The 24,292-nt window shown below is 71.2% G+C and carries 21 protein-coding genes; 9 read left to right on the top strand and 12 right to left on the bottom strand.

All coding sequences use genetic code 11. The annotated features are described in order from the left end of the window. Nucleotides 1-46: 46 nt before the first annotated feature. From gyrB to dnaA, 6 genes are all read right to left on the bottom strand, one after another. Nucleotides 47-2,176 carry a DNA topoisomerase (ATP-hydrolyzing) subunit B gene (gene gyrB / locus OG946_RS17820; RefSeq protein ID WP_326797062.1) on the bottom strand — a complete coding sequence of 710 codons (2,130 nt, stop codon included), beginning with the start codon at nt 2,174-2,176 and terminating at the stop codon, nt 47-49. A gap of 292 nt (nt 2,177-2,468) precedes the next feature. Beyond that, complete coding sequence (locus tag OG946_RS17815; RefSeq protein WP_326797061.1) at nt 2,469-3,065, bottom strand: DUF721 domain-containing protein; 597 nt, start codon at nt 3,063-3,065, stop codon at nt 2,469-2,471. After that, on the bottom strand, nt 3,062-4,195 hold the full coding sequence (gene recF / locus OG946_RS17810; protein WP_326797060.1) for a DNA replication/repair protein RecF: 1,134 nt from the start codon (nt 4,193-4,195) through the stop codon (nt 3,062-3,064). Before recF ends, OG946_RS17815 begins: the two co-directional genes overlap by 4 nt. 96 nt (nt 4,196-4,291) lie before the next feature. Further along, nucleotides 4,292-5,170, bottom strand: coding sequence for a phosphogluconate dehydrogenase (NAD(+)-dependent, decarboxylating) (gene gnd, locus OG946_RS17805; protein ID WP_326797059.1), 879 nt, complete (start codon nt 5,168-5,170; stop codon nt 4,292-4,294). A gap of 54 nt (nt 5,171-5,224) precedes the next feature. Then, entirely contained in the window at nt 5,225-6,364 is a 1,140-nt protein-coding gene (gene dnaN / locus OG946_RS17800) for a DNA polymerase III subunit beta (RefSeq protein ID WP_326797058.1), read from the bottom strand. An 894-nt stretch (nt 6,365-7,258) separates the two neighbouring features. Then, nucleotides 7,259-9,220: a chromosomal replication initiator protein DnaA gene (dnaA, locus tag OG946_RS17795; protein WP_326797057.1), complete on the bottom strand. Its 1,962-nt coding sequence runs from the start codon at nt 9,218-9,220 to the stop codon at nt 7,259-7,261. 370 nt (nt 9,221-9,590) lie between these two features. Here dnaA and rpmH point away from each other — a divergent pair, with 370 nt between their 5' ends. The 9 genes from rpmH to OG946_RS17750 all read left to right on the top strand — a co-directional run bounded on the left by rpmH (nt 9,591) and on the right by OG946_RS17750 (nt 16,193). After that, nucleotides 9,591-9,728: a 50S ribosomal protein L34 gene (gene rpmH / locus OG946_RS17790; protein ID WP_027741629.1), complete on the top strand. Its 138-nt coding sequence runs from the start codon at nt 9,591-9,593 to the stop codon at nt 9,726-9,728. 15 nt (nt 9,729-9,743) lie between these two features. Then, nucleotides 9,744-10,112, top strand: a complete 369-nt coding sequence (gene rnpA / locus OG946_RS17785) for a ribonuclease P protein component (protein WP_326797056.1) — start codon at nt 9,744-9,746, stop codon at nt 10,110-10,112. Next, nucleotides 10,109-10,393, top strand: coding sequence for a membrane protein insertion efficiency factor YidD (yidD, locus tag OG946_RS17780; protein WP_018838819.1), 285 nt, complete (start codon nt 10,109-10,111; stop codon nt 10,391-10,393). The genes rnpA and yidD overlap by 4 nt, the downstream gene beginning before the upstream one ends. A 3-nt stretch (nt 10,394-10,396) precedes the next feature. Then, a complete protein-coding gene (yidC, locus tag OG946_RS17775; RefSeq protein ID WP_326797055.1) occupies nt 10,397-11,668 on the top strand; it encodes a membrane protein insertase YidC in 1,272 nt (423 codons plus the stop codon). A 56-nt stretch (nt 11,669-11,724) separates the two neighbouring features. After that, nucleotides 11,725-12,240: a Jag family protein gene (locus OG946_RS17770; RefSeq protein ID WP_326800294.1), complete on the top strand. Its 516-nt coding sequence runs from the start codon at nt 11,725-11,727 to the stop codon at nt 12,238-12,240. Between the two features lie 108 nt (nt 12,241-12,348). Further along, entirely contained in the window at nt 12,349-13,077 is a 729-nt protein-coding gene (rsmG, locus tag OG946_RS17765; RefSeq protein WP_326797054.1) for a 16S rRNA (guanine(527)-N(7))-methyltransferase RsmG, read from the top strand. Between the two features lie 236 nt (nt 13,078-13,313). Next, entirely contained in the window at nt 13,314-14,357 is a 1,044-nt protein-coding gene (locus OG946_RS17760) for a ParA family protein (RefSeq protein ID WP_078898328.1), read from the top strand. Continuing rightward, on the top strand, nt 14,354-15,454 hold the full coding sequence (locus OG946_RS17755; RefSeq protein WP_173534860.1) for a ParB/RepB/Spo0J family partition protein: 1,101 nt from the start codon (nt 14,354-14,356) through the stop codon (nt 15,452-15,454). Before OG946_RS17760 ends, OG946_RS17755 begins: the two co-directional genes overlap by 4 nt. Nucleotides 15,455-15,575: 121 nt before the next feature. Further along, nucleotides 15,576-16,193, top strand: a complete 618-nt coding sequence (locus OG946_RS17750; protein WP_326797053.1) for a GNAT family N-acetyltransferase — start codon at nt 15,576-15,578, stop codon at nt 16,191-16,193. A 114-nt stretch (nt 16,194-16,307) separates the two neighbouring features. Here the strand turns inward: OG946_RS17750 and trxA are convergent, their stop codons facing one another. The 6 genes from trxA to murJ form a co-directional block, all read right to left on the bottom strand. Next, complete coding sequence (gene trxA / locus OG946_RS17745; protein ID WP_346429540.1) at nt 16,308-16,667, bottom strand: thioredoxin; 360 nt, start codon at nt 16,665-16,667, stop codon at nt 16,308-16,310. A 12-nt stretch (nt 16,668-16,679) separates the two neighbouring features. Next, nucleotides 16,680-17,657: a thioredoxin-disulfide reductase gene (gene trxB / locus OG946_RS17740; RefSeq protein WP_326797052.1), complete on the bottom strand. Its 978-nt coding sequence runs from the start codon at nt 17,655-17,657 to the stop codon at nt 16,680-16,682. A gap of 119 nt (nt 17,658-17,776) precedes the next feature. Continuing rightward, on the bottom strand, nt 17,777-18,733 hold the full coding sequence (locus tag OG946_RS17735) for an anti-sigma factor family protein (RefSeq protein WP_326797051.1): 957 nt from the start codon (nt 18,731-18,733) through the stop codon (nt 17,777-17,779). Then, nucleotides 18,730-19,416, bottom strand: coding sequence for an RNA polymerase sigma factor SigM (gene sigM, locus OG946_RS17730; protein ID WP_326797050.1), 687 nt, complete (start codon nt 19,414-19,416; stop codon nt 18,730-18,732). The genes OG946_RS17735 and sigM overlap by 4 nt, the downstream gene beginning before the upstream one ends. A 32-nt stretch (nt 19,417-19,448) precedes the next feature. Further along, complete coding sequence (locus tag OG946_RS17725; protein ID WP_326797049.1) at nt 19,449-21,314, bottom strand: protein kinase family protein; 1,866 nt, start codon at nt 21,312-21,314, stop codon at nt 19,449-19,451. Between the two features lie 111 nt (nt 21,315-21,425). Further along, a complete protein-coding gene (gene murJ / locus OG946_RS17720; RefSeq protein WP_326800293.1) occupies nt 21,426-24,263 on the bottom strand; it encodes a murein biosynthesis integral membrane protein MurJ in 2,838 nt (945 codons plus the stop codon). Between the last annotated feature and the right edge of the window lie 29 nt (nt 24,264-24,292).

Genomic DNA, 24,292 nt, shown 5'->3' with positions numbered 1-24,292 from the left:
GGGACCCCGGGAAACCCGGGCGGAGGGCCGCCCGGGCGGGGCCGACTCAGATGTCGAGGAAGCGGACGTCCTTGGCGTTGCGCTGGATGAACGAGCGGCGCGCCTCGACGTCCTCGCCCATGAGCACGGAGAACAGGTCGTCGGCCGCGGCGGCGTCGTCGAGCGTCACCTGGCGCAGCACGCGGTGCGCCTGGTCCATGGTGGTGATCCGCAGCTCCTCCGCGTTCATCTCGCCCAGGCCCTTGAAGCGCTGGATCGAGTCGTCCCTGATCCGCTTGCCCTGCGAGCGGCCCAGCTCGATGAGCTGGTCCCGCTCGCGGTCGGAGTAGGCGTACTCGAACTCGTCCCTGGTCCACTTGATCTTGTACAGCGGCGGCTGGGCCAGGAAGACGTGCCCGCCCTCGATCAGCGGGCGCATGAAGCGGAACAGCAGCGTCAGCAGCAGGGTCTGGATGTGCTGGCCGTCGACGTCCGCGTCGGCCATCAGCACGATCTTGTGATAGCGCAGCTTGTCGAGGTCGAAGTCCTCGTGGATGCCGGTGCCGAACGCCGAGATCAGCGCCTGCACCTCGGTGTTCTGCAGCACCCGGTCGATCCGGGCCTTCTCCACGTTCAGGATCTTGCCGCGGATCGGGAGGATCGCCTGGTACCGCGGGTTGCGGCCGGACTTCGCCGAGCCGCCCGCGGAGTCGCCCTCCACGATGAAGATCTCGCACTTGGACGGGTCGTTCGACTGGCAGTCGCTCAGCTTGCCCGGCAGCGACGCGGTCTCCAGCAGCCCCTTGCGCCGCGTCAGGTCGCGCGCCTTGCGGGCGGCCACGCGGGCCGTCGCCGCCTGGATGGACTTGCGGACGATGTCCGCGGCCTCGTTCGGGTTCCGGTCGAGCCAGTCCGTCAGGTGCTCGTGCGTGACCTTCTGCACGAAGGTCTTCGCCTCCGTGTTGCCCAGCTTGGTCTTCGTCTGGCCCTCGAACTGGGGCTCGCCCAGCCGGACCGAGATGATCGCCGTCAGGCCCTCGCGGATGTCCTCGCCGGTGAGGTTGTCGTCCTTCTCGCGGAGCAGCTTCTTGTCCCGCGCGTACCGGTTGATCAGCCCCGTCAGCGCGGCCCGGAAGCCCTCCTCGTGCGTACCGCCCTCGTGGGTGTGGATGACATTCGCGAAGCTGTACACGCCCTCGCTGTACTGCGTGTTCCACTGCATCGCGATCTCGACGGACATCAGCCGCTCGGTGTCCGCGGCCTCGAAGTCGATCACGGAGGGGTGCACCGGCTCGCCCTTGCGCGAGTTCAGGTGGCGTACGAAGTCGGAGATGCCGCCCTCGTAGTGGTACGTGACGCTGCGCGCCTTGTCCTCGTCCTCGTCGCCCGCGGTGTCCGCGCCCGAGGTCTGCTTGGCCGCCGCCCGCTCGTCGGTGAGCGAGATGGTCAGGCCCTTGTTGAGGAACGCCATCTCCTGGAAGCGGCGCGACAGCGTCTCGAACGAGTAGTCCGTCGTCTCGAAGACGTCGCCGTCCGCCCAGAACGTGACCGTGGTGCCGGTCTCGTCCGTCTCCTCGTTCCGCGCCAGCGGCTCGGTCGGGATGCCCAGCTTGTAGTCCTGCGTCCAGCGGTAGCCGTCGGTCCTGACCTCCACCGACAGCCGGGTCGAGAGCGCGTTCACGACCGAGACGCCGACGCCGTGCAGACCGCCGGAGACCGCGTAGCCGCCGCCGCCGAACTTGCCGCCGGCGTGCAGGACGGTCAGCACGACCTCCACCGCCGGCTTGTTCTCCGACGGCACGATGCCCACGGGGATGCCGCGGCCGTTGTCGACGACGCGCACGCCGCCGTCGGCGAGCAGCGTCACCTCGATCGTGTCCGCGTGGCCGGCCATCGCCTCGTCCACCGAGTTGTCCACGACCTCCTGCACCAGGTGGTGCAGACCGCGCTCACCGGTCGAGCCGATGTACATGCCCGGGCGCTTGCGTACGGCGTCGAGGCCCTCCAGGACCGTGATCGCGTTCGCGTCGTACGCCGCGTCCTCGACGGCCTCCGCGTCCGCGCGGACGTGCGCCCGTGCGGCCTCAGCGGCCGCCTCCGCGGCGCCGTCGGCGCCTGGAGGCACGTTCTCGCTGGTAGGGATGTTCTCGTTGGAGTTGCCGGAATCGGCCACGAAGCGCCCTTTCTGGCACAGCACGGGCTACTCTCCTGGCTGAGCGGGAGCGGCCGCGTCGTTGTTGGTCGGCGTGTTCCGCAAGTGGGCGGGTTGCTCCCCAGTCTACCGGTAGGCCACGACAGAATGGCGGTTTGCCGGTGCCTGAACCCGCATGTGGCGCCCTGAACATCTGCCCGCCGAGGGGGACTGCACACACCGGGGCCTGCAGAGCCTCTGAGCGCCACTCAGCGCTTCGGGGCGTCAACCATCAGCTACTGTGACCGACCTCACTCCATCACAGGTTTACCGCCGGGGTTCAGCAGAAGGTACGGGCCTACCCGTACGTGTCCCCGGGCCCCTGGCTCCCCGGCGCCCGCAGCGGCCCGAAGCGCCGCCCGCCGCCCCCGGGACCCACCACTTTGATCAGCTTCACGGTGCCGTGGCCCAGCTCCTCGTTGAGCCGCGCCACCAACTGCGGCGCCAGCAGCCGCAACTGCGTCGCCCACGCCGTGGAGTCGCACTTCACCACGAGCACCCGCTCCTGCTCGTCGTACCGCTCGGGCGCGCAGTGCTGCGCCACCTCGGGACCGACGAGCTGCGGCCAGCGGCCCATCACGCCGCCCACCGCCGCCGGCGCCTCCCAGCCGCGCTCGGTGATCAGCCTGCTCACCGCGGCACCCAGCGGCAGCGGATCGCGGCCGTCGGCGCGGGCGCCCGAGCGCAGCCCGCCGCCGCGGCGGGCCTGCCGGCGCTGCTGCGCCGCCGCACCCCGCGCACGGGCCTCCGCCCGCGCCGCCCGCAGGGCCACGCGCGCCAGGTCGACCCCGGAGGGCTCGGGAGCGGCGGGGGCCTCCGCGGACTCCGCGGCCCCGGAGTCCGCGGACGGGGCCGGGCGGGCGGCACCCCCGGGGCGTACGGGCTCCTCGCTCATCCGCGCTCCACCCGCCCGTCGGCCACCGTGAACCGCACCCCCGCCAGCGCCCCCGGCACGTCCTCCGCCACCGCCGCCGTCACGAGCACCTGCTCGCCGGGCGCCACCAGCTCCGCCAGCCGCTCCCGCCGCCGCGCGTCCAGCTCCGCGAACACGTCATCCAGCACCAGCACCGGCTCCCCGCCGCCCTCGCCGCGCAGCAGCTCGTACGACGCGAGCCGCAGCGCCAGCGCGTACGACCACGACTCCCCGTGCGACGCATAGCCCTTCGCCGGCAACTCGCCCAGCTTCAGCACCAGATCGTCGCGGTGCGGACCGACCAGCGTCACGCCCCGCTCGATCTCCTGCTTGCGCGCCTCCGCCATCGCCTCCAGCAGCAGCCCCGCGAACTCCTCGCGCGTACGCGCCTCCGCGAACCGCCCGCCCGCCGGCGACCTGTACTCGCACGCCGTCGGTCCGCCGCCCGGTGCCACCTGCTCGTACGCCTTGTCCACCAGCGGCTGCAGCACCGCGATCAGCTCCAGCCGCTGCGCCAGCAGCTCCGCCCCGGCCCGCGCCAGATGCTGATCCCAGACGTCCAGCGTCGACAGGTCGAGCTGCCGCCCGCCGTGCCGCCGCGCCATCGCGGCCGTCTTCAGCAGCGTGTTGCGCTGCTTGAGCACCCGGTCGTAGTCGCTGCGCACCCCCGCAAGCCGCGGCGCCCGCGCCGTGATCAGCTCGTCGAGGAAGCGGCGCCGCTGGTCCGGGTCGCCCTTGACCAGCGCCAGGTCCTCCGGCGCGAACAGCACGGAACGCAGCACGCCCAGCACATCGCGCGGCCGCACCTGCGACGAGCGGTTCAGCCGCGCCCGGTTCGCCTTGCCCGGGTTCAGCTCCAGCTCCACGAGCTGCTGCCGGCCGTCCTGCGTCACCGCGGCCCGTACCACCGCACGCGCCGCGCCCATGCGCACCAGCGGCGCGTCCGCGGACACCCGGTGGCTGCCCAGCGTCGCGAGATAGCCGACCGCCTCGACCAGGTTCGTCTTGCCCTGGCCGTTCGGCCCGACGAAGGCCGTCACCCCCGGGTCGAGGGGCACCTCCGCCCGCTCGTACGAACGGAAGTCGGCCAGCGAGAGATGAGTCACGTGCATAGCCCGACGCCGACCTCCCCAGGCACTCGGCCGATTCAGCTTCGACTCAGCTTGGGCGAACAACGGGCCGGTGCTCCCGCCGGCCGCCCGGCAGAGCTACTTCTCCTCCTTGACCGCGTGGCCGCCGAACTGGTTCCGCAGCGCGGCGATCATCTTCATCTGCGGCGAGTCGTCCTGGCGCGAGGCGAACCGGGCGAAGAGCGAGGCCGTGATCGCCGGCAGCGGCACGGCGTGGTCGATCGCCGCCTCCACGGTCCACCGGCCCTCGCCGGAGTCCTCCGCGTACCCGCGGAGCTTGCCCAGGTGCTCGTCGTCGTCCAGCGCCCGGACCGCCAGGTCCAGCAGCCAGGAGCGGATGACCGTGCCCTCCTGCCAGGAGCGGAAGACCTCGCGCACGTCGGTGACCGAGTCCGCGGCCTCCAGCAGCTCCCAGCCCTCGGCGAAGGCCTGCATCATCGCGTACTCGATGCCGTTGTGGACCATCTTCGCGAAGTGCCCCGCGCCGACCTTGCCGGCGTGGACGGCGCCGTACTCGCCCTCCGGCTTCAGCGCGTCGAAGACGGGCTGCACCCGCGCCACGTGCTCGGCGTCGCCGCCGCACATCAGGGCATAGCCGTTCTCCAGGCCCCACACGCCCCCGGAGACACCGCAGTCCACGAAGCCGATGCCCTTCGCACCCAGCTCCTCGGCGTGCTTCTCGTCGTCCGTCCAGCGCGAGTTGCCACCGTCCACGAGCACGTCGCCGGGCTCCAGCAGCTCGCCGAGCTCGTCGACGGTCGACTGCGTGGCCGCGCCCGCGGGCACCATCACCCACACCACACGAGGGGCGGGCAGCGCGTCCACAAGCTCCCGCAGGCTGTGGACATCGGCTCTGTCCGGGTGGTGGTCGTACCCCACGACGGTGTGGCCCGCGCGCCGGATGCGCTCACGCATGTTCCCGCCCATCCGGCCGAGACCCACAAGACCGAGCTCCATCACTGCCCCTTCGTCCGTCTGCGCGTCCTATCGGGTCCGAGCCTACGCCGGACCTCAGCCGCTCAGCCGCACGGGCATGATCAGGTACTTGTACGCCTCGTCCGCCTCGGCGTCGAGCGCGGGCTTGCCGCTGAGCAGCGCCGGCTTCGTCGACGTCGTGAACGAGAGCTGCGCCGCGGGAGAGTCGATCGCGCTCAGCCCGTCGAGGAGGAACACCGGGTTGAAGGCGATCGAGATGTCGTCGCCCTCCAACTGCGCGTCCACCCTTTCCACAGCCTGTGCGTCGTCGCTCGACCCGGCCTCCAGGGTCAGCACGCCCTGCTCGAAGCTCAGCCGCACCGGCGTGTTCCGCTCGGCCACCAGCGCCACGCGCTTGACGGCCTCGACGAACGGCGGGGTCTCGATGACCGCCACCGAGTTGAACTCCGTGGGGAACAGCGTGCGGTACTTCGGCAGGTCGCCCTCGATCAGCCGCGTCGTCGTCCGCCGGCCGGCGCCCTCGAAGCCGATCAGGCCCTCGCCGGCACCGGCGCCCGACAGCGCGAGCGTCACGATGTCGCCGCTGGTCAGCGACTTGGCGGTGTCCAGGAGCGTCTTGGCGGGGACGAGCGCCACCGAGGAGGCGTCGGCGGTCTCCGGCTTCCACAGGAACTCGCGGACCGCGAAGCGGTACCGGTCCGTGGAGGCCAGCGTGACCGTGTCGCCCTCGATCTCGATGCGCACACCCGTGAGCACCGGCAGGGTGTCGTCCCGGCCCGCGGCGATGGCGACCTGGGCGACGGCGGCGGCGAAGACCTCGCCGGAGACCGTGCCGGTCGCGGTCGGCATCTCCGGCAGCGCCGGATACTCCTCCACAGGCAGGGTGTGGAGTGTGAACCGCGAGGAGCCGCAGACCACGGTGACCCGGACGCCGTCGGTGGAGATCTCCACAGGCCTGTTGGGAAGTGCACGGGAGATGTCGGCGAGCAGCCGCCCGGAGACGAGGACCGTGCCGTCCTCCTCCACGTCCGCCTCCACGGAGACGCGGGCGGAGACCTCGTAGTCGAAGCCGGAGAGGCTGAGCGTCCCGCCGTCCGCGCCGTCGGCCTTCAGCAGCAGTCCGGCGAGCACCGGCGCGGGCGGCCGGGCCGGGAGGCTGCGCGCTGCCCACGCCACTGCCTCCGCGAGTACGTCGCGCTCCACCCGGATCTTCACGGAGACCGCCTCCTGGTGCTCTCGGCCCTTGCCGGCTCGGTTGGTGTGGGGGACCAGTCTGACGCACGGCACCGACACAGGGGGCAGGTCGGGGTCAACTCGTCGCTGCCGCTCTTGGAGGCCGTCGACCGCACTTGTGCACAGGCCCCGCTTCGAAGCGGATTCCGAGCTAGCTACGTGTAGAGGTAGTAGTAGGGCTTGTGGAAACCGTGGAAAACCCTGTCTGAGCAGGTCAGCCCGCGAATTTTGCCCACAGGCGGGTTGGGGACGAAGAGTGGATAACCCGCTGTTCCTGTGGACGATGCCCGGCTGTACACAGGCCGTTCACAGGCGGGGGCCACTTAGCCACAGCTCCATCCCCAGAGTTACCCGGGTTTCTGCACAGCCAATCCTGCCTCTCGGTGTGACGGCTTTCACTCGATCCGGTGAAGGGGCGCGTTGCGTTGCCGAACAGTGGACAAACTTGTGGACAGGCTGTGTACAGAGCGGGGTTTTCTGTGGGTGAGTGGTCTTCCGCGGTGGACAGCGCTCGGCACCGATCGAGCCGGTGGCGGGTGTCCACAGGTTGTGGGCAACGCTCGCCCACAAATCCACACCCCGATGAGCTGCGCGGACGCGAGTTGTCCAGACCGCGTCCACACCCGCCCGTGGGTAACTCACCGATCCCCAGGGTGTGGACGGCGAAAAAGCCGCCAAGGTGTGGAGAAGTGCCTGGTCAGGGCCTGAAATCGAACAGGGCGCGGGGGCTCGGCTGTTCGGGTACGTGCCGGGGGCAGCAGGACGCGTGCGGAGGACCTGTGCAGAACCGGCTGCCGGGGGACGCATGGGACCCCGCGAGGCGCTGTGGAGCGGCGCGGGGCGGGGTGCGGGACGTACGGAACGGCGGCGGGGCCGCTAGCTGTTCTTGATGCGGTTGGTCAGCTCGGTGACCTGGTTGTAGATCGAGCGCCGCTCGGCCATCAGCGCCCGGATCTTGCGGTCCGCGTGCATGACCGTGGTGTGGTCCCGGTTGCCGAACTGGGCGCCGATCTTCGGCAGGGAGAGGTCTGTCAGCTCCCGGCACAGGTACATGGCGATCTGGCGCGCGGTGACCAGCACACGGCTGCGGGAGGAGCCGCACAGGTCCTCCACCGTCAGCCCGAAGTAGTCGGCGGTGGCGGCCATGATCGCGGCGGCGGTGATCTCCGGGGCCGCGTCCTCGCCGCCGGGGATGAGGTCCTTCAGCACGATCTCGGTGAGCCCGAGGTCCACCGGCTGCCTGTTGAGCGAGGCGAAGGCCGTGACCCGGATCAGGGCGCCCTCCAGCTCGCGGATGTTGCGGGAGATCCGGGAGGCGATGAACTCCAGCACCTCCGGCGGGGCGTTCAACTGCTCCTGGACCGCCTTCTTGCGCAGGATCGCGATCCGGGTCTCCAGCTCCGGCGGCTGCACGTCGGTGATCAGGCCCCACTCGAAGCGGTTGCGGAGCCGGTCCTCCAGGGTGATCAGTTGCTTGGGCGGCCGGTCGCTGGAGAGCACGATCTGCTTGTTCGCGTTGTGCAGGGTGTTGAAGGTGTGGAAGAACTCCTCCTGCGTCGACTCCTTGCTCGCCAGGAACTGGACGTCGTCGACCAGGAGGATGTCCATGTCACGGTAGCGCTTGCGGAACGTGTCCGCCTTGCCGTCGCGGATGGAGTTGATGAACTCGTTGGTGAACTCCTCGGAGCTCACGTACCGCACCCGGGTGCCGGGATAGAGGCTGCGGGCGTAGTGGCCGATGGCGTGCAGCAGGTGCGTCTTGCCCAGGCCGGACTCGCCGTAGATGAACAGCGGGTTGTACGCCTTGGCCGGAGCCTCGGCGACGGCGACCGCCGCGGCGTGCGCGAAGCGGTTGGAGGCGCCGATGACGAAGGTGTCGAAGAGGTACTTCGGGTTCAGCCGCGCGGTCGGCTCGCCGGGTCCTGTCGCCGGGGCGGGCTGGGCGGCGAGCGGGCCGGGCGCGCCGCTGGGCGCGGGCAGCTCGACGTTCCCCATGGCCTGCACCAGCGGCGGGATCGGGGCGCCGGAGGGGCTGTGGCCGCCGGGGTGGCCTCCCGTGTGCCCGCCGGGGTGGTTCCCGGGGTGCGCGTACCGGTCGTGAGCGGGGCGCTGCGCGAGGTGGTCGTGGGCCGAGTAGAAGTCCGTGCGGTCGGTCCCCGCCGAGGTGTCCGGCTGGGCGCCGGGCGGGCCCGGGTGGTGGTCGGCGCGGGGCCAGGCGGCCGGCGCCGGGCGCGGCTGCGCGTACTCGGGGTACGTCGGGGCGGCGGTGGGGAGGCGGTCGTCCCCGGGTGCCGGGCGGCTGTACGCGTCGTACGGCGGCTCGGGCAGCGGCCCGCCGTGACTCTGGTGCGGCGGCTGGTGGGTCTGGTGGGCCTGGTGGGCCTGGTGGCTCTGGTGCGTGGGCTGCGCGGCGGGGTGCGGCAGCGGGAGGTGCGGGGCGCCGGGGTGCGCGGCCTGCTCGTGCGCCGGCGGCTGCGGAGCCTGCGGGGAATGGGGTACGTGCGGGGCGTGCCCGCCCGCCTCGGGGCCCGGCTGCGGCGGCGGGGCCTGCTGCGGCTTCGACTCGGGCTCGCCGGGGCTGACGGTGACGGCCAGCCCGATGGGCTGGTGGCAGGCGTGGCTCAGCGCATCGGTGATCTTGGAGGCGAGGCGGCCCTCGAAGACGCCCTTCGCGTACTCGTTGGGCACGGCCAGCACCGCGGTCCCGGCGACGAGAACGAGCGGCTGGCAGTCACGCAGCCAGCGGTGGTCCTTGGCCTCGATGCCCTGGTCGTCCGCGAGCAGCCGCTCGAGCACGCGTGGCCACACTGCAGCGAGATCGGCAGGCAGGTCGGCCACGGGGCACGCTCTTTCAGGTCACGGCAGGTCACGAAGGTGTGATCTCGGGACGGGTGGGATGGATCCGCGCAAGGGTCGGAAGTCCAGCCACGGTAGTCACGCCGAGCTGCCCCATTCAAGTCGCTGTCCACAGGCTGTGCACAGTGTCCTGTGGCGTGTCGGTCGCACAGAGCGAGTTTGACCGGACGGCGGCTGCCCGCGTACCGTGTCGAGGTCGAGATGTCGACGGCTGCTGCCGCCTGCCTCCGATCAGTCTCAGGCCGCGACAGTGATCATGTCACGTGTCGGGCGATGACGAGCCGGCTCGAGGGCGCACGGTGGCAGCCGTTCGGCGCCTAACCACCCGTGCCAACTTTCCTGGAGCCCCCGAGTGAGCAAGCGCACTTTCCAGCCGAACAACCGCAAGCGTGCCAAGACGCACGGCTTCCGGCTGCGTATGCGTACCCGCGCCGGCCGTGCCATCGTCACGGCCCGTCGCAACAAGGGCCGCGCACGCCTGTCCGCCTGACCCCTTGGTGTGCTCGTGCTGCCCGCTGAGCACCGGCTGCGGCGGCGCGAGGACTTCGCCCGAGCGGTACGCCGCGGACGACGGGCCGCCCGCCCGCTACTCGTCGTCCATCTGAACAGCAGCGGAGACCCGCATGCCGTCGGGGAGGACGCCTCCCCGACGCGTGCGGGTTTCGTCGTCAGCAGGGCCGTCGGACCGGCGGTCGCGCGCAACCTCGTCAAGCGTCGCCTGCGTCATCTCCTACGGGATCGGTTGGATCTGCTGCCCGCAGGTAGCCTGGTGGTCGTACGGGCGCTGCCCGGCGCCGCGGAGGCCGGCTACGACCGGCTGCGCGATGACCTGGACGCAGCGCTGGGGCGGTTGCTGGGAAGGGCGCCGCGATGAAGTATCCGCTGCTTTGGTTGATCAAGCTGTACCAGTGGACCATCAGCCCGCTGCTGGGGCCGGTCTGCAAGTACTACCCGTCGTGCTCGCACTACGGCTATGAGGCGATCAGGCTGCACGGTGCGGTCAAAGGCACGGGCCTGACCGCCTGGCGCATCCTGCGCTGCAACCCGTGGTCGCTCGGCGGGGTCGATCACGTTCCGCCCCGCAAGCATCCGGTCTGGCACCAGCGGCTGCGCAGCCGCCTGGGCAAGACGCAGCCCAAGGCCCAAGGAGCCTGATTCGTGGACACGGTCCTCAAACCTCTCTATATCGCCGTTTCCTGGATCATCGTCCAGTTCCACTCGCTGTTCAGCCTGGTCTTCGACCCGGCCAGCGGCTGGGCATGGGGGCTGTCCATCGTGGCGCTGGTGGTCGTGATCCGGATCGCGCTGATCCCGCTGTTCGTGAAGCAGATCAAGGCGACGCGGAACATGCAGGTGCTCCAGCCGAAGATGAAGGCGATCCAGGAGCGCTACAAGAGCGACAAGCAGCGCCAGTCCGAGGAGATGATGAAGCTGTACCGGGAGACGGGTACCAACCCGCTCTCGAGCTGTCTTCCGATCCTCGCCCAGTCCCCGTTCTTCCTGGCGCTCTTCCAGGTGCTGAACAAGATCGCCGGTAACAACGAGGTCGGCGTCCTCAACGCGTCGCAGGTCGCGGAGGCCCGGCAGGCCCACGTCTTCGGTGCCCCGATCGCGGCGAAGTTCATGGACAGCGCGAGCAAGGTGGAGAGCCTCGGCGCCACGCTCGCCGACGTGCGGGTCGTCACCGTCATCATGATCGTGCTGATGTCGGGGTCGCAGTTCTACACGCAGCGCCAGCTCATGACGAAGAACGTCGACCTCACGGTCAAGACGCCGTTCATGCAGCAGCAGAAGATGCTGATGTACATCTTCCCGGTCATGTTCGCCGTCTTCGGCATCAACTTCCCGGTCGGCGTCCTGATCTACTGGCTGACGACCAACGTGTGGTCCATGGGCCAGCAGATGTACGTGATCAAGCGGAACCCCACCCCGGGCAGCAAGTCCTACGGGCACCTGCTGGAGCGCATGCAGAAGCACGTCATCGACCGCGGCGGCGTGCGCGGCCGCCGCGACCGCTACGTCGTCAAGCAGATGGTCGCCAAGGGCAAGGACCGCAACGAGGACGAGCGGAAGTTCGTCTCCGCGCTGGCCAAGCACGACCTGCTGCCCCAGGCGGACGGCACCATCGTCAAGAGCGAGACTCCGCTGGCGGACGCCAAGCCCGGCGGCGGCGACCCCGGCCGGCGGCAGCAGCCGAAGCGGCAGTCGAAGTCCCAGCGCCGCAGCCACGCCCAGTCCGGCGGCTCCGGCCAGCAGCAGGAGGACGCGGACGGCGCCGCGGAGCCCGAGGACAAGAAGCCCGCGTCGAGCGCCGCGAAGAAGAAGGCGGGCGGCTCATCCGGCCGCGGCGGTGCGGGCGGCAACGCCCGTAACGGGAAGTCCGGTCAGCGCAAGGGGCCGCAGCGGCCCAAGCACCCGTCGAAGAAGTAAGAAGGAGTCCCCACGTGACGGACACCGCGTCCACGACCGGCGAAACCGGTTCGGACATCGAGGCCCAGCCCGAGCAGCCCGAGGCCACGGCCGAGGACGTCCTGACGCGCCTGGAGCAGGAAGGCGAGATCGCCGCCGACTATCTGGAGGAGCTGCTCGACATCGCGGACCTCGACGGCGACATCGACATGGACGTCGAGGGCGGCCGGGCCTCGGTGTCGATCATCGGCGAAGGGTCGTCGGACCGCCATCTGCAGAAGCTGGTGGGGCGCGAAGGCGAGGTGCTGGAGGCGCTGCAGGAGCTGACCCGGCTGGCCGTGCACCGGGAGACGGGCGACCGCAGCCGGCTGATGCTGGACATCGCGGGGTTCCGGGCACGCAAGCGCGCGGAGCTGACCGAGCTGGGCACCGAGGCCGTCGAGCGGGTCAAGGAGAGCGGCGAGCCGGAGAAGCTGCGGCCGATGTCCCCCTTCGAGCGCAAGGTGGTGCACGATGCGGTGAAGGCCGCGGGGCTGCGCAGCGAGTCGGAGGGCGAGGAGCCCGAGCGCCGCGTGGTCGTGCTCCCGGCCTGACCGGAACGTCGATGCTCCGCCCCTGGGCCGGTTGATCCGACCGGCCCAGACTGCTCCCTGTCACCTGCCGTCGCCCGCCCACCCGTGCTCCAGCGAGAGGACGTTCCCGTGTCCGAAGTAGCGGATCTTCCGCCGGCGCCGGAAGCCGCCGACAAGGTCTTCGGCGGTGCCCTTCCGGACGCGGTGCGCTACGCCGAGCTGCTGGCCGACACGGCGGTGACCCGCGGGCTGATCGGCCCGCGGGAGGTCCCCCGGCTGTGGGAGCGGCACCTGCTGAACTGCGCGGTGCTCGCCGAAGTGGTGCCCGACGGCGTCGCGGTCTGCGACGTGGGCTCGGGCGCGGGGCTGCCGGGCATCCCGCTGGCCCTCGTCCGTCCCGACCTGCGGATCACGCTGCTGGAGCCGCTGCTGCGGCGCACCCGGTTTCTGCAGGAGGTCACCGAGCTGCTGGGGCTGGAGCAACAGGTGACCGTCGTCCGCGGCCGGGCCGAGGAGGTCCTCGGCACGCTGGAGCCCGTCCATGTGGTCACCGCGCGGGCGGTCGCCCCGCTGGACCGGCTGGCCGGCTGGGGCGTTCCGCTGCTGCGCCCGTACGGTGAGATGCTGGCGCTCAAGGGCGAGAGCGCCGAGGAAGAACTGCGCGCCTCAAAGGCCGCGCTGCACAAGCTCGGCGTCACGCAGACCGAGATCGTGCAGGTCGGAGCCGATGTGGTGGACCCGCCGGCGACTGTCGTGCGGGCCGTGGTGGGCGAGAGTCCCGGAGGCGTGCGCTTCGCCGCCAAGCGGGCCCGCGCCGCTCGTAAGGGCGGTCGCGGTGGGCACGGCCGACGCCGTTAGTCTGCTCGTATCCGAAAGAGGGCCGATCGGTCCATTAAAGCCGCCTACCGTACATGCACCGGAGTGTCGCTGCGGTAGGGCCCGCGGGGCTGTGCATCGTGTTTCACGTGAAACATCGTTCGTTGCTCCCCGGGATCCTCAGCCGAGGACGCGGTGCCGCAGAGGCCCGCGAGTCGGCTGTGGATAAGGAATCATCCACAGGAGAACGGGCCTCGCTGGTTCGCGACCCCGAAAGCATGGCAGGCTCTGTGCAGTGCGAGTCTGAAGTCGAGGAGAGTGAATCCTTGCGGTCCGACGCCAATGTCGCGGGGCCGATGGCCGATCCGGTCCCCGGTCCCCGCTCCGAATCGGCGGATGTTTCACGTGAAACACCGCCTCCGATGGACGACACTCCGATCGGCCGTGCCGCTCAACTCGCCGTAGAGGCGCTCGGGCGGGCCGGTCAGGGTCTGCCGCGCCCTGAGCAGACCCGTGTGATGGTCGTCGCCAACCAGAAGGGTGGGGTCGGCAAGACCACCACCACGGTCAACCTGGCGGCATCACTGGCCCTGCACGGGGCCCGGGTGCTGGTCATCGACCTCGACCCGCAGGGCAATGCCTCGACCGCACTGGGCGTCGACCACCACGCGGAGGTGCCTTCGGTCTACGACGTGCTGGTGGAGGCCAAGCCGCTGGCCGAGGTGGTGCAGCCGGTCCCCGATGTCGAGGGGCTGTTCTGTGCGCCGGCGACGATCGATCTCGCGGGCGCGGAGATCGAGTTGGTCTCGCTGGTGGCGCGGGAGAGCCGGCTGAAGCGCGCGATCGACGCCTACGAGCAGCCGTTGGACTACATCTTCATCGACTGCCCGCCCTCGCTCGGCCTGTTGACCGTCAACGCCATGGTGGCGGGCAACGAGGTGCTCATCCCCATCCAGTGCGAGTACTACGCGCTGGAGGGGCTGGGCCAATTGCTCCACAACGTCGACCTGGTGCGCGGGCATCTCAACCCCCGGCTCCATGTGTCGACGATCCTCCTCACGATGTACGACGGGAGGACGCGCCTGGCCTCCCAGGTGGCGGACGAGGTCCGCGGCCACTTCGGCAACGAGGTGCTGAGGACCAGCATCCCGCGCTCGGTGCGTATCTCCGAGGCACCGAGCTACGGGCAGACGGTCCTCACCTACGATCCGGGGTCGAGCGGCTCGCTCTCCTATCTGGAGGCGGCCCGCGAGATGGCCCTGCGCGGTATGCCCAGACAGGGCGAAGCTCATCACGAGCGGCACGACGGAGGGGCTCAGTGACGGAACGACGCAGAGGGCTGGGTCGCGGGCTGGGGGCGCTGATCCCCGCCGCCCCCACTCCCGCCGATGACTCGGGACCGCTGGTCGGCGGCGCCACCATGTCGCCTGGAGCGGTGCCGGTCATAGTGTCGGAGCGGGCGCCGCAGCCCGAGCCGCAGGGGTACGAGGAGCAGGTGCCGCCGGAGCACGCCTACGAGGCGCCGCCGGCCGTCGAGGGTGCCGCGGACAGCGGCGAAGTGGCCGGTGCGCACTTCGCCGAGGTTCCGCTGGACGCCATCACGCCGAACCCGCGGCAGCCCCGTGAGGTGTTCGACGAGGACTCTCTCGCCGAACTGGTCACCTCCATCCAGGAGGTCGGGCTCCTCCAGCCGGTCGTCGTCCGCCGGCTGGGCTCGGACCGCTATGAGCTGGTCATGGGTGAGCGCCGCTGGCGTGCCTGCCGCGAGGCGGGCATGGAGCGGATTCCCGCGATCGTCCGCGCCACGGACGACGAGAAGCTCCTCCTGGACGCGCTGCTCGAAAACCTGCATCGAGCACAGCTCAACCCGCTGGAAGAGGCCGCCGCCTACGACCAGTTGCTGCGGGACTTCGAGTGCACGCACGACCAGCTCGCCGATCGGATCGGCCGCTCCCGTCCCCAGGTCTCCAACACGCTGCGGCTGCTGCGGCTCTCGCCGCCCGTGCAGCGGCGGGTGGCGGCCGGGGTGATCTCGGCGGGCCATGCGCGGGCGCTGTTGTCCGTGGAGGACGCCAGCGAGCAGGACCGGCTGGCGCACCGCATCGTGGCCGAGGGGCTGTCGGTGCGGGCGGTTGAGGAGATCGTGACCCTGATGGCGTCGGAGCCCAAGACCGGGCGCCGGCCGAAGGCGCCGCGTGCGGGCAACCGGATGTCTCCGGCGCTGACCGATCTGGCATCCCGGCTCTCCGACCGCTTCGAGACCCGGGTGAAGGTCGACCTGGGGCAGAAGAAGGGGAAGATCGTCGTCGAGTTCGCCTCGATAGAGGATCTGGAGCGCATCCTCGGATCGATGGCGCCCGGCGAGGGTAGGGTGCTGGAGAAGAAGCTGAGCGACGAGGACGCCGACGAGGACGAGTGACCCCTCCCCTCGATACCCACGAGACAGGCCGCGGATGGAATCCGCGGCCTGTTTTGTCGTCTCCGGATACGATGCATACGGGTATCGAGGGGGATGCCGGTGAAGGAGAGGATCGGGCTGCATGGGGCGAAGGCTCGTACCGCTCACCCTGGACAATCTCCCGGACTTTCCCAGGCGGTGCCGTTCGTGTGTCTTCTGGGAGCTGGATCCTGTCAGCGGTGAAGCGGCCGCCAAGTCCGGGAACCCTGAGCGGGAGAAGGAGGCATGGATCTCCTCCGTCCTGCTGGAGTGGGGCTCCTGCGGCCGGGTCCTCTACGTCGACGATGTGCCGGCCGGGTTCGTGATGTACGCCCCGCCCGCCTACGTGCCCCGCTCCCTCGCCTTTCCGACGAGCCCGGTGTCGGCGGACGCCGTCCAGCTCATGACCGCATGGCTGAACCCGGGATATCAGGGGCAGGGCCTGGGCCGGACCCTCGTCCAGACGGTCGCGAAGGATCTGCTGCGCCGGGGCGTCAAAGCCGTCGAGGCGTTCGGAGACGCGGCCTGGAAGGAGCCCGCGTGCGTACTGCCGGCGGACCATCTGGTGGCGGTCGGCTTCAAGACCGTACGGCCCCACTACCGCCATCCCCGGATGCGGCTGGAGCTGCGCTCCGCGATCTCCTGGAAGGAGGATGTGGAGCTGGCGCTCGACAAGCTGCTCGGCGGTGCGCGCAAGGATCCGGTGCTGCGGCCGCTCTGACTCCGCGTCCCGGCGCGACGAAGGGCCCGTCCCCCACGGGGACGGGCCCTTCGGCTTCGGCGGCTGCGTTTCACACGCCGAGCGGACGTTTCACGTGAAACGAGGTTCGCTTCGTCAGCCGATGAACTCGCTGAGGTCCCGCTCCAGGGCGGTCTTCGGCTTGGCGCCGACGATGGTCTTCACGACCTCGCCGCCCTGGTAGACGTTCATCGTCGGGATCGACATGATGCCGTACTTCGCGGCCGTCGCCGGGTTCTCGTCGATGTTGAGCTTGACGATGGTGATCTTCTCGGGGTTCTCCGCGGCGATGGCCTCCAGCGATGGGGCGATCTGGCGGCACGGGCCGCACCAGGCAGCCCAGAAGTCAACCAGTACGGGCTTGTCGCTCTTGAGGACCTTCTCCTCGAAGTCCGCATCGGTTGCGGTCACCGTGGCACCGGCCATGGCGTACTCCTTACGTCGTTGTGCGTTGATGGCTGCTCGGTCTCAGACGGCGTCTGCGACCTTCTCCGGCTCCGCCGACTTCTCCTTGTCAGCGATCGCGGCGAGGTAGCGCTCGGCGTCCAGCGCCGAAGAGCAACCCGTCCCGGCGGCGGTGATCGCCTGGCGGTAGGTGTGGTCGACAACGTCGCCCGATGCGAAGACCCCGGGGAGGTTGGTGCGGGTGGAGGGGGCGTCGACCGTGAGGTAGCCCTCCCCGTCGAGTTCCAACTGCCCCTTGAACAGTTCCGTGCGCGGGTCGTGCCCGATGGCGATGAACAGACCCGTGACCGCGATCTCGGACTCCTCGCCTGTCTTGGTGTTCCTGAGGGTCAGACCGGAGAGCTTGTCGCCGCCCTGGATGGCGGAGACCTCGCTGTCCCAGATGAACGAGATCTTCGGGTCCGCGAAGGCCCGCTCCTGCATCGCCTTGCTGGCGCGCAGGCTGTCCCGGCGGTGAACGACCGTGACGCTCTTGGCGAAGCGGGAGAGGAACGTGGCCTCCTCCATCGCGGTGTCGCCACCGCCGACGACCACGATGTCCTGCTCGCGGAAGAAGAAGCCGTCACAGGTGGCACACCACGAGATGCCCCGGCCGGACAGTTCGTCCTCCCGGGGCAGCCCCAGCTTGCGGTGCTGCGATCCGGTGGAGACGATCACGGTCCGCGCGCGGTGCACCGTGCCCGCGGTGTCGGTGACGGTCTTGATGTCGCCGGTGAGGTCCACGGACACCACGTCGTCGGGGACGAGCTCGGCGCCGAAGCGCTCCGCCTGTGCCCGCATGTTGTCCATCAGATCCGGGCCCATGATCCCGTCGCGGAACCCCGGGAAGTTCTCCACGTCCGTGGTGTTCATGAGCGCGCCACCCGCGGTGACGGCGCCTTCGAAGACCAGCGGCTGCAGCGCGGCGCGGGCGGTGTACAGCGCGGCGGTATAGCCCGCCGGCCCCGAGCCGATGATGATCACGTTGCGAACGTCGCTCACGGACTCTTCCTTGTCTACGACCGGCTGCCTGAAGGGGCGGGGAACGCTTACGTCCTGTCCCTCTCGCCCACTCAACGGATCCTACGGGCCGGACATTCCCGTGGGTGGGTGGGCGCGGCTCAGGGTCGCTGGAAGGTGTCGCGGTGCAGAATCTCGCCCGGCTGGTCCGGGGAGGCGGCGCAGGAAGAATCCACCACGTAGGCGTCCACTCGCTGAGTGTCGCCGGGGTGCGGCAGCACGACGACGTAGACGGGGGTTCCCTCGTACGTGTCGCTCTCGGCAGCGAGCGGCGTCTCGGAGCGGTTGACGGCGGCCCGTACGCACTCGGGCATCTGCGGGGCGTCCCCCTCGGCGACGAACGGGTCGTCGCCGCTGTCGGCCGTGCCCTCGCCGGCGCCGCCGCCCTCGCGTCGCTCGGGCTGCTGGAGCATGCCGAGGACGCGGGACTCCAGCGAGTCGGCGCTCAGCGGCCCCTGGCTGCTGTCGCTCGGCGCGACCTTCGGGGCGTTCCCCTGGGACTGCTCTTGGTTGGCCGTCATGTCTACGGCCCTGTCGTCGTTGCCGCCGCTCTCCGGGAGCTGGAAGAGGACGACGGTGAGCGCGACGAGCGCGGCCGCCCCGGCGGCGCCGAGGAGGACGCGTGGCCAGCGCCGGGCACGCCGGCCGGGGCCGGCGGCGTCCGTGCGGTGTGCGGCGGGCCGGCGGTGCGAGCGGCGGGGTCGTGTTTCACGTGAAACGGCCTCGCGCGGCGCGGGCACATGGGTCTCCGGCGGCGCGGTTTCACGTGAAACATCGGCGGCGGACACATCAGCGTCGTACCGCGCCTCGGCCGCCAGCGCGGCGTCGATACGCCCCGCGATCTCGGCCGGCATCGGGGCGGGCTCCGGGAGGCTGCCGAGGAGCCCGCGTACGCCGTCGAGGGCCTCCTGGATCTCACGGCAGGTGGCGCACTCGTCGAGATGGCGGTGGAGCTGCTGCGTGCGGGCGGGGGAGGTCAGCCCCTCGGCGAGGTCGGCCAGTTCTTCGACCTCCGGGTGGCCGTCGTCGGCGCCGGAGGACTGCGGGGGCTGCGTCATGGCTTCTCACCTCCACCCTTCGCCGCGCGTACGTCGTTCTGCTCTGCCGTCGGTGGGACGGATGTCCCCTGCGCCGGGTTCCGTCCGCCCGCCCCGGAGTCGGCGGCGGACAGCCGCAGATGACGTACGAGAGGAAGGAGACGGGCCCGACCGCGGGCGCAGCGACTCTTCACGGTACCCGCGGGAACGCCGAGGATGTCGGCGGCCTCCGCCACGGGATAGCCCGCCATGTCGACGAGCACCAGGGCGGCCCGCTGGTCCACGGGCAGGGTCGCCAGCGCCTCGCGTAGCTCCCGGCCGGTGTCCTCCCGCTCTGCGGGCGCCTCGGCGGACTCCTCCGGCTCCAGCAACTGCTCGAAGTGCTCGGTGTCCGCAACCGGTGCCGCGCGGCGGCTGGCGGCCTTGCGGGCCCGGTCCAGACAGGCGTTCACGGTGATGCGGTGCAGCCAGGTGGTGACGGCGGACTGGCCGCGGAAGGTGTGCGCCGCGCGGAAGGCGGAGAGCAGCGCGTCCTGCACCGCGTCCGCGGCCTCCTCGCGGTCGCCCAGGGTGCGGAGCGCCACCGCCCACAGCCGGTCCCGGTGGCGCCGGACGATCTCGGCGAAGGCGTGCGGGTCCTCGCCGGAGACATGGCGGGCGAGGAGCGTGCGGTCGTCGACGTCGCCGCCGCTGGCGTTCTCCAACGCCGACCCCTCCCCCTGGTCGAGTACTGCGCTCAGCTCCGAATCTGGATGTCGGAGATCTTGCCACGGAAGTTGCCCTCGTTCGACGGCGGAATCTCCGTGAGCCACAGCAGAACGTACTGGGTGACGACCGGCTTGGTGGGCTTGAGCGTCAGATTGGTGCCGTTCGCCGCGTCGAACTCCTCGAAGCCGGAGAGATCCGTCGGCATCGACGCCGTGTCCTGAGGGGTGGCCATGGCCGTCAGCTTGCTGTCGCCGATGAGGGAGACCTTCACGCTGCCGACGCGCTGGGGCTCACCGAGGTCCAGGACCAGCCCGACGCCCTCCTTGAGGTTCCCGAAGACCGCGCTGGTGTACCACTTGGTCTCCCAGTAGCTCGACGGGTCGGAGTCGTAGGCCGCGGGCACGCTGCTCGGGGACTCGCTGCCGGTGCCGTACGGGTCGAAGTCCTGGGCGCTCTCGATCTCCACCGGCTTGCCGCCCTCGCGGCCGCCGCCGGAGCCTCCGCCCCCGCCGCCGGGCTGGGCCGCGGAGTTGCCGGTGTCGCCGCTGCGGCCGTCGTGGTTGATGAGGGCATCGGCGAGCTGCCAACTGCCGAGGGCGAGCGCGACGATCAGCAGCACGGACACGCACCACTTCACGGCCTTCCCGGTCCGCCCCGGCAGCGTGGGCGGGGCGGTCGGCGGCACGGCGGCGGCGGGGCGCGCGGCGGGCCCTCCGGGGCGGCCGCCGCTCTGCGCGTAGCCCTGCTGGTACGTCGTCTGCTGGTACGGCGCGGGCCGCGGGTACTGCGGCTCCGGCGGGCGGATGCGCGGCAGCTCGGCGCAGGCGGCGCTCAGCTCCGCGGGCGTCGTACACGGCCGCGGGTGCGCCGCGGCGGCGGGGGAGCCGGCCGCGAGCGCGCGCATGGCCAGCTCCGAGAGCCCGCGGTGCACCCCCGCGCGTACCTTCTCCGGCGCGATGAGGCCCACGTGCTTGGGCAGCCCGGCCAGCCCGTAGGCGTCCCCCTCGTACGGCCAGCGGCCCGTCAGCGCGGCGTACAGCAGCGCGCCGACGGCTTCGGTGTCGGTGCGCTGCGGGTCGTCCGCCTCGGTGCCGTGCAGCGCCGCGTGGATGGACAGCCCGCGGATGCGCCACTGCCCGCTGCCCGTCCGCAGCACGGCGGACGGCGTGAGCCTCAGATGCGCGAGGTCCTTGCGGTGGGCGGCGGCCAGCGCCTGGGAGACCTGTGTGACGAGTTCGTACGCCTCGTGCGGCTCCATCGGCGCGCCGCCGGCGAGCAGCGTGGACAACTCGGTGGCGTCGGGGAGCCATTCGTGGACCACGTAGACGACGTCGTCCTCCTCGACGGCGTCGAGGACCTGGACGAAGCGCGGGTCGCCGATGAGGGCCGCGGCGCGGGCGGCGTCGAGGACGGCCTCGGCGTGGTCGTGCCCGGCGGCCAGGACGTGGACGCCGACGGCGCGGCGGAGTTTCTCGTCGACCGCGCGCCAACTGCTGAAGCCGTCGAGGCGGGTGACGCACTCCTCCAGCCGGTAGCGGTCGGCGAGCTTGTGGCCGCTGTGCATGTCGGCGACGGGAACTCCGGCCCGTGGCGGCTCCTCGGGTGCGGGCGGCTCCGTGGCCGGGGCGTCCGCGGCGGGAGGCTCCGCGGCGGCCGGTTGCGCATCACCGGCTTCCGCATCACCGGCTTCCGCATCACCGGCTTCCGCATCACCGGCTTCCGTCTCGGCGGCTTCCGCGGTGCCGGAGTCGGGGGCTGCCGCGGCACGGGCCCCGGCAGCGGGCGTCTCCGCGGCGCCCGTTGGGTCTTCCGTGTCCGCCGCCCCAGTCGTGTCGGCCGCATCGCTGCGGTCGGCCGCCGAGCCGTCGACGGCTGCCGTGCTCCGTTCCGCCACCGCCGTTCCTGCCTCCCCAACTCTCGTGTCGTACAGCCGCGCCATGACAATTGTGCCCACAGCCTCACGTCATCCACGACACACGGCGATGACGGAAGGTTGTGCCCCCGGTTACCGGCCGAGGCGGCCGCGGACCATCCCCATCATCGCGTTCAGCTCCTGGATCCGCATCCGCCGGGCGGCCACGTAGAAGATCGCGCCGAGCACGAGCGAGCCGGCGACGAGCGCCGCGAGGGACCCCGTGACGCCCTCGCCGAGCTTGTCCGTCACGACCCACGCGGTCGCGCCGCCGGCGAGCGCCGCCGGGATACTGGCGCCGATGAGGCGGGCGTACGTGCGAACGACGCGGGAGCCGTCCAGGTCGTTGGTCCGCATCCGCTGCTTCAGCCGCCGCCAGGCGACGCCGACGCCGACCAGGTACGCGATGCCGTAGCAGGCGGCGAAGCCGATGACCGCCTGCCGGTCGGGCAGCACGAGGAAGCAGATCCCCGAGCCGGCCGCGAAGACAGCGGAGACGATCAGGGTGTTGTAGAAGGGCGTGCGGGTGTCCTCGTAGGCGTAGAAGCCGCGCAGCACGACGTACTGCACGGAGAAGGGGATCAGCCCGAGGCCGAAGGCCATCAGGACGTAGCCGATCGAGGTGGCCGCGTCGCTGCCGACCGCGGCGAAGAGCAGGGTGCACATCGGGATGCCGAGGGCGACGAGCGCGAAGGAGATCGGGACGATGGCGACGGCCGAGGTGCGCAGGCCGTGCGAGATGTCGTCGCGCACCGCGTGGGGGTCGCCGTCGGCCGCGGCCCGGGAGATACGCGGCAGCATCGCGGCCATCACCGAGACCGTGATGATCGCCTGCGGCATCTGCCAGATCAACTGGGCATTCTGGAAGGCCATGATGCCGGTGCCCTCGTGGCCCTCCTCGGAGGCGGACTCGCCGGCCCAGGTGGCGAGCTGTGTGACGACGATCATGCCGGCCTGGTTGGCGAGGACGAAGAAGAACGTCCACTTGGCGAGCGTGGCCGCCTTGCCGAGCCCGTGGCCCTTCCAGTCGAAGCGCGGCCGGATCTTGAAGCCCGTCTGCCGCAGGTACGGGATCATCGCCAGCGACTGCACCACGAGGCCCAGGAGCGTGCCGACGCCGAGGAGCCGCACGCCCTCCGCCGGGATGGTGGTCTCGTCCATCGCCGAGGAGTCGGAGGTGCCGTAGACCCAGAGGAAGAGGCCGAAGGTGGCGATGATGACGATGTTGTTGAGGACCGGCGTCCACATCATCGGGCCGAAGCTGCCGCGCGCGTTGAGGATCTGCCCCATCACCACGTGGATGCCCATGAAGAAGATGGTGGGCAGGCAGTACTGCGCGAAGGTGATCGCGACCTCGTTGGAGTGCGGGTTGTCGGCGATCTTCACCGACATCGCGCGGATGAGCAGCGGGGCGGCGAAGACCGCGATGAGGACCATCCCGCCGAGGATCACCGAGACGAGGGTCAGCAGCCGGTTCGCGTAGGCGATGCCGCCGTCGGGGTCGTTCTTCATCGCGCGCACGAGCTGCGGGACGAAGACGGAGTTGAGGCCGCCGCCGATGGTGAGGATGTAGATCATCGTCGGCAGCGTGTACGCGACGGTGTAGGTGTCGCCGAGGACCGCGACGCCCAGGGCCGCGGAGATCACCAGCGTGCGCAGGAACCCCGTGATGCGTGAGACGAGGGTGCCGGCGGCCATGACGGCGCTGGAGCGCGCCAGGCTCGCGACGCGGCCGCCGCGGCGCTGCGGCGGTACGGGCGCGGGCGCCGCCGCGGGCTGCGGCTGGAGGCCCAGCGGCGGCGGCTGCGGGGCGCGCTGGTCGCGGAAGAGGTGGGCGAAGGCGTCCGGCTCCGGCTGCGCCGGGCGGCCGGCTCCGGTGACGAGGTCGTCCATGCCGACGAACTGGGTGGTCTCGTCGCCGTAGCGCAGGTGCCGGGTGGGTCCGTCGGGCTCGGGCGCGGGCGGGTCGGCCCACTGGCGGGGGTCCGTGCGGTAGTGCGGCGAGGGCGGCTGCTGGTACGGCGGCTGGGCGGCGGGCTGGCTGCCCGCGGGCGGCGGGGGGTGGGCGGCGTGGTCGTAGAACGCGTCGCCGAGGGGGTCGGCGCGCTGCTGGTACGGGTCGGGCGCGTAGGCGTCCTGGAGGTACGGGTCGTGGGAGTAGGGCGCCGACGGGTTGGGCGCTGCCTGGGCGGCGGCCTGGCCGTACGGGTCCCGGGGGTCGGCGTGCGGGTGCTGCGGCTGCCCGCCCTGAGGGTGGTGCGACTGCTGCGGGTAGTGCGGGGCCCGGGGGTCGCTCTGCTGGTACGGGGAGCGCGGGTCGTGCGGCGCCTGGGGGGCGGAGGGCTGAGGGCCGGCGGCGTACGGGTCGGCGGGACGGCCGTAGGGGTCCTGGCCCGGCCTGCCGTACGGGTCGGGCGCGTGCTGGCCGCCGGGCTGCTGCCCCTGGTGCGCGGGGGGCACGGGCCTGCCGTACTGATCGGGATGGCCCTGCTGCGGGGGACCACTGTGCTGCTGCTGCGGCTGCGGCTGCCCGTAGTGGGGCTGCTGGCCGTGCTGTCCGGGCTGTGGGTGCTGACCGTGCTGTGCGTGCTGGCCGTGCTGGCCGGGCTCACCGTGCTGCGCGTACGGGTCCTGCGCCCCCGGGTGGGCCTGGGGCGGGTGCTGGGCGTAGGGGTCGGGAGCGGCGGGGTGTCCGTAGTGGCCCGGGGTGCCCTGGCCGTACGGGTCGGCGGCGGGCGGGGCGTAGTGCTCCTGCGGGTACTGCGCGTACGGGTCCTGGACGGGCTGCGCGTAGGGGTCGGGCGCGTACGGATCGGCGTTCTGCTGGTCGGCCGGGGACTGCTGGTGGGCAGGCGGAGGCGACCCGGCGGGCGGAAGGTTCGCGGGATCGCCGGCGCCCTGACTGCGGTCACCGTCGTACGGCGCGTTCATCGACACCCCACAAGGGTCATGGCCGGCCT

The organism is Streptomyces sp. NBC_01808 (assembly GCF_035917395.1).
Lineage (GTDB): Bacteria > Actinomycetota > Actinomycetes > Streptomycetales > Streptomycetaceae > Streptomyces.
This window is presented reverse-complemented; position numbering and strand designations above follow the sequence as displayed.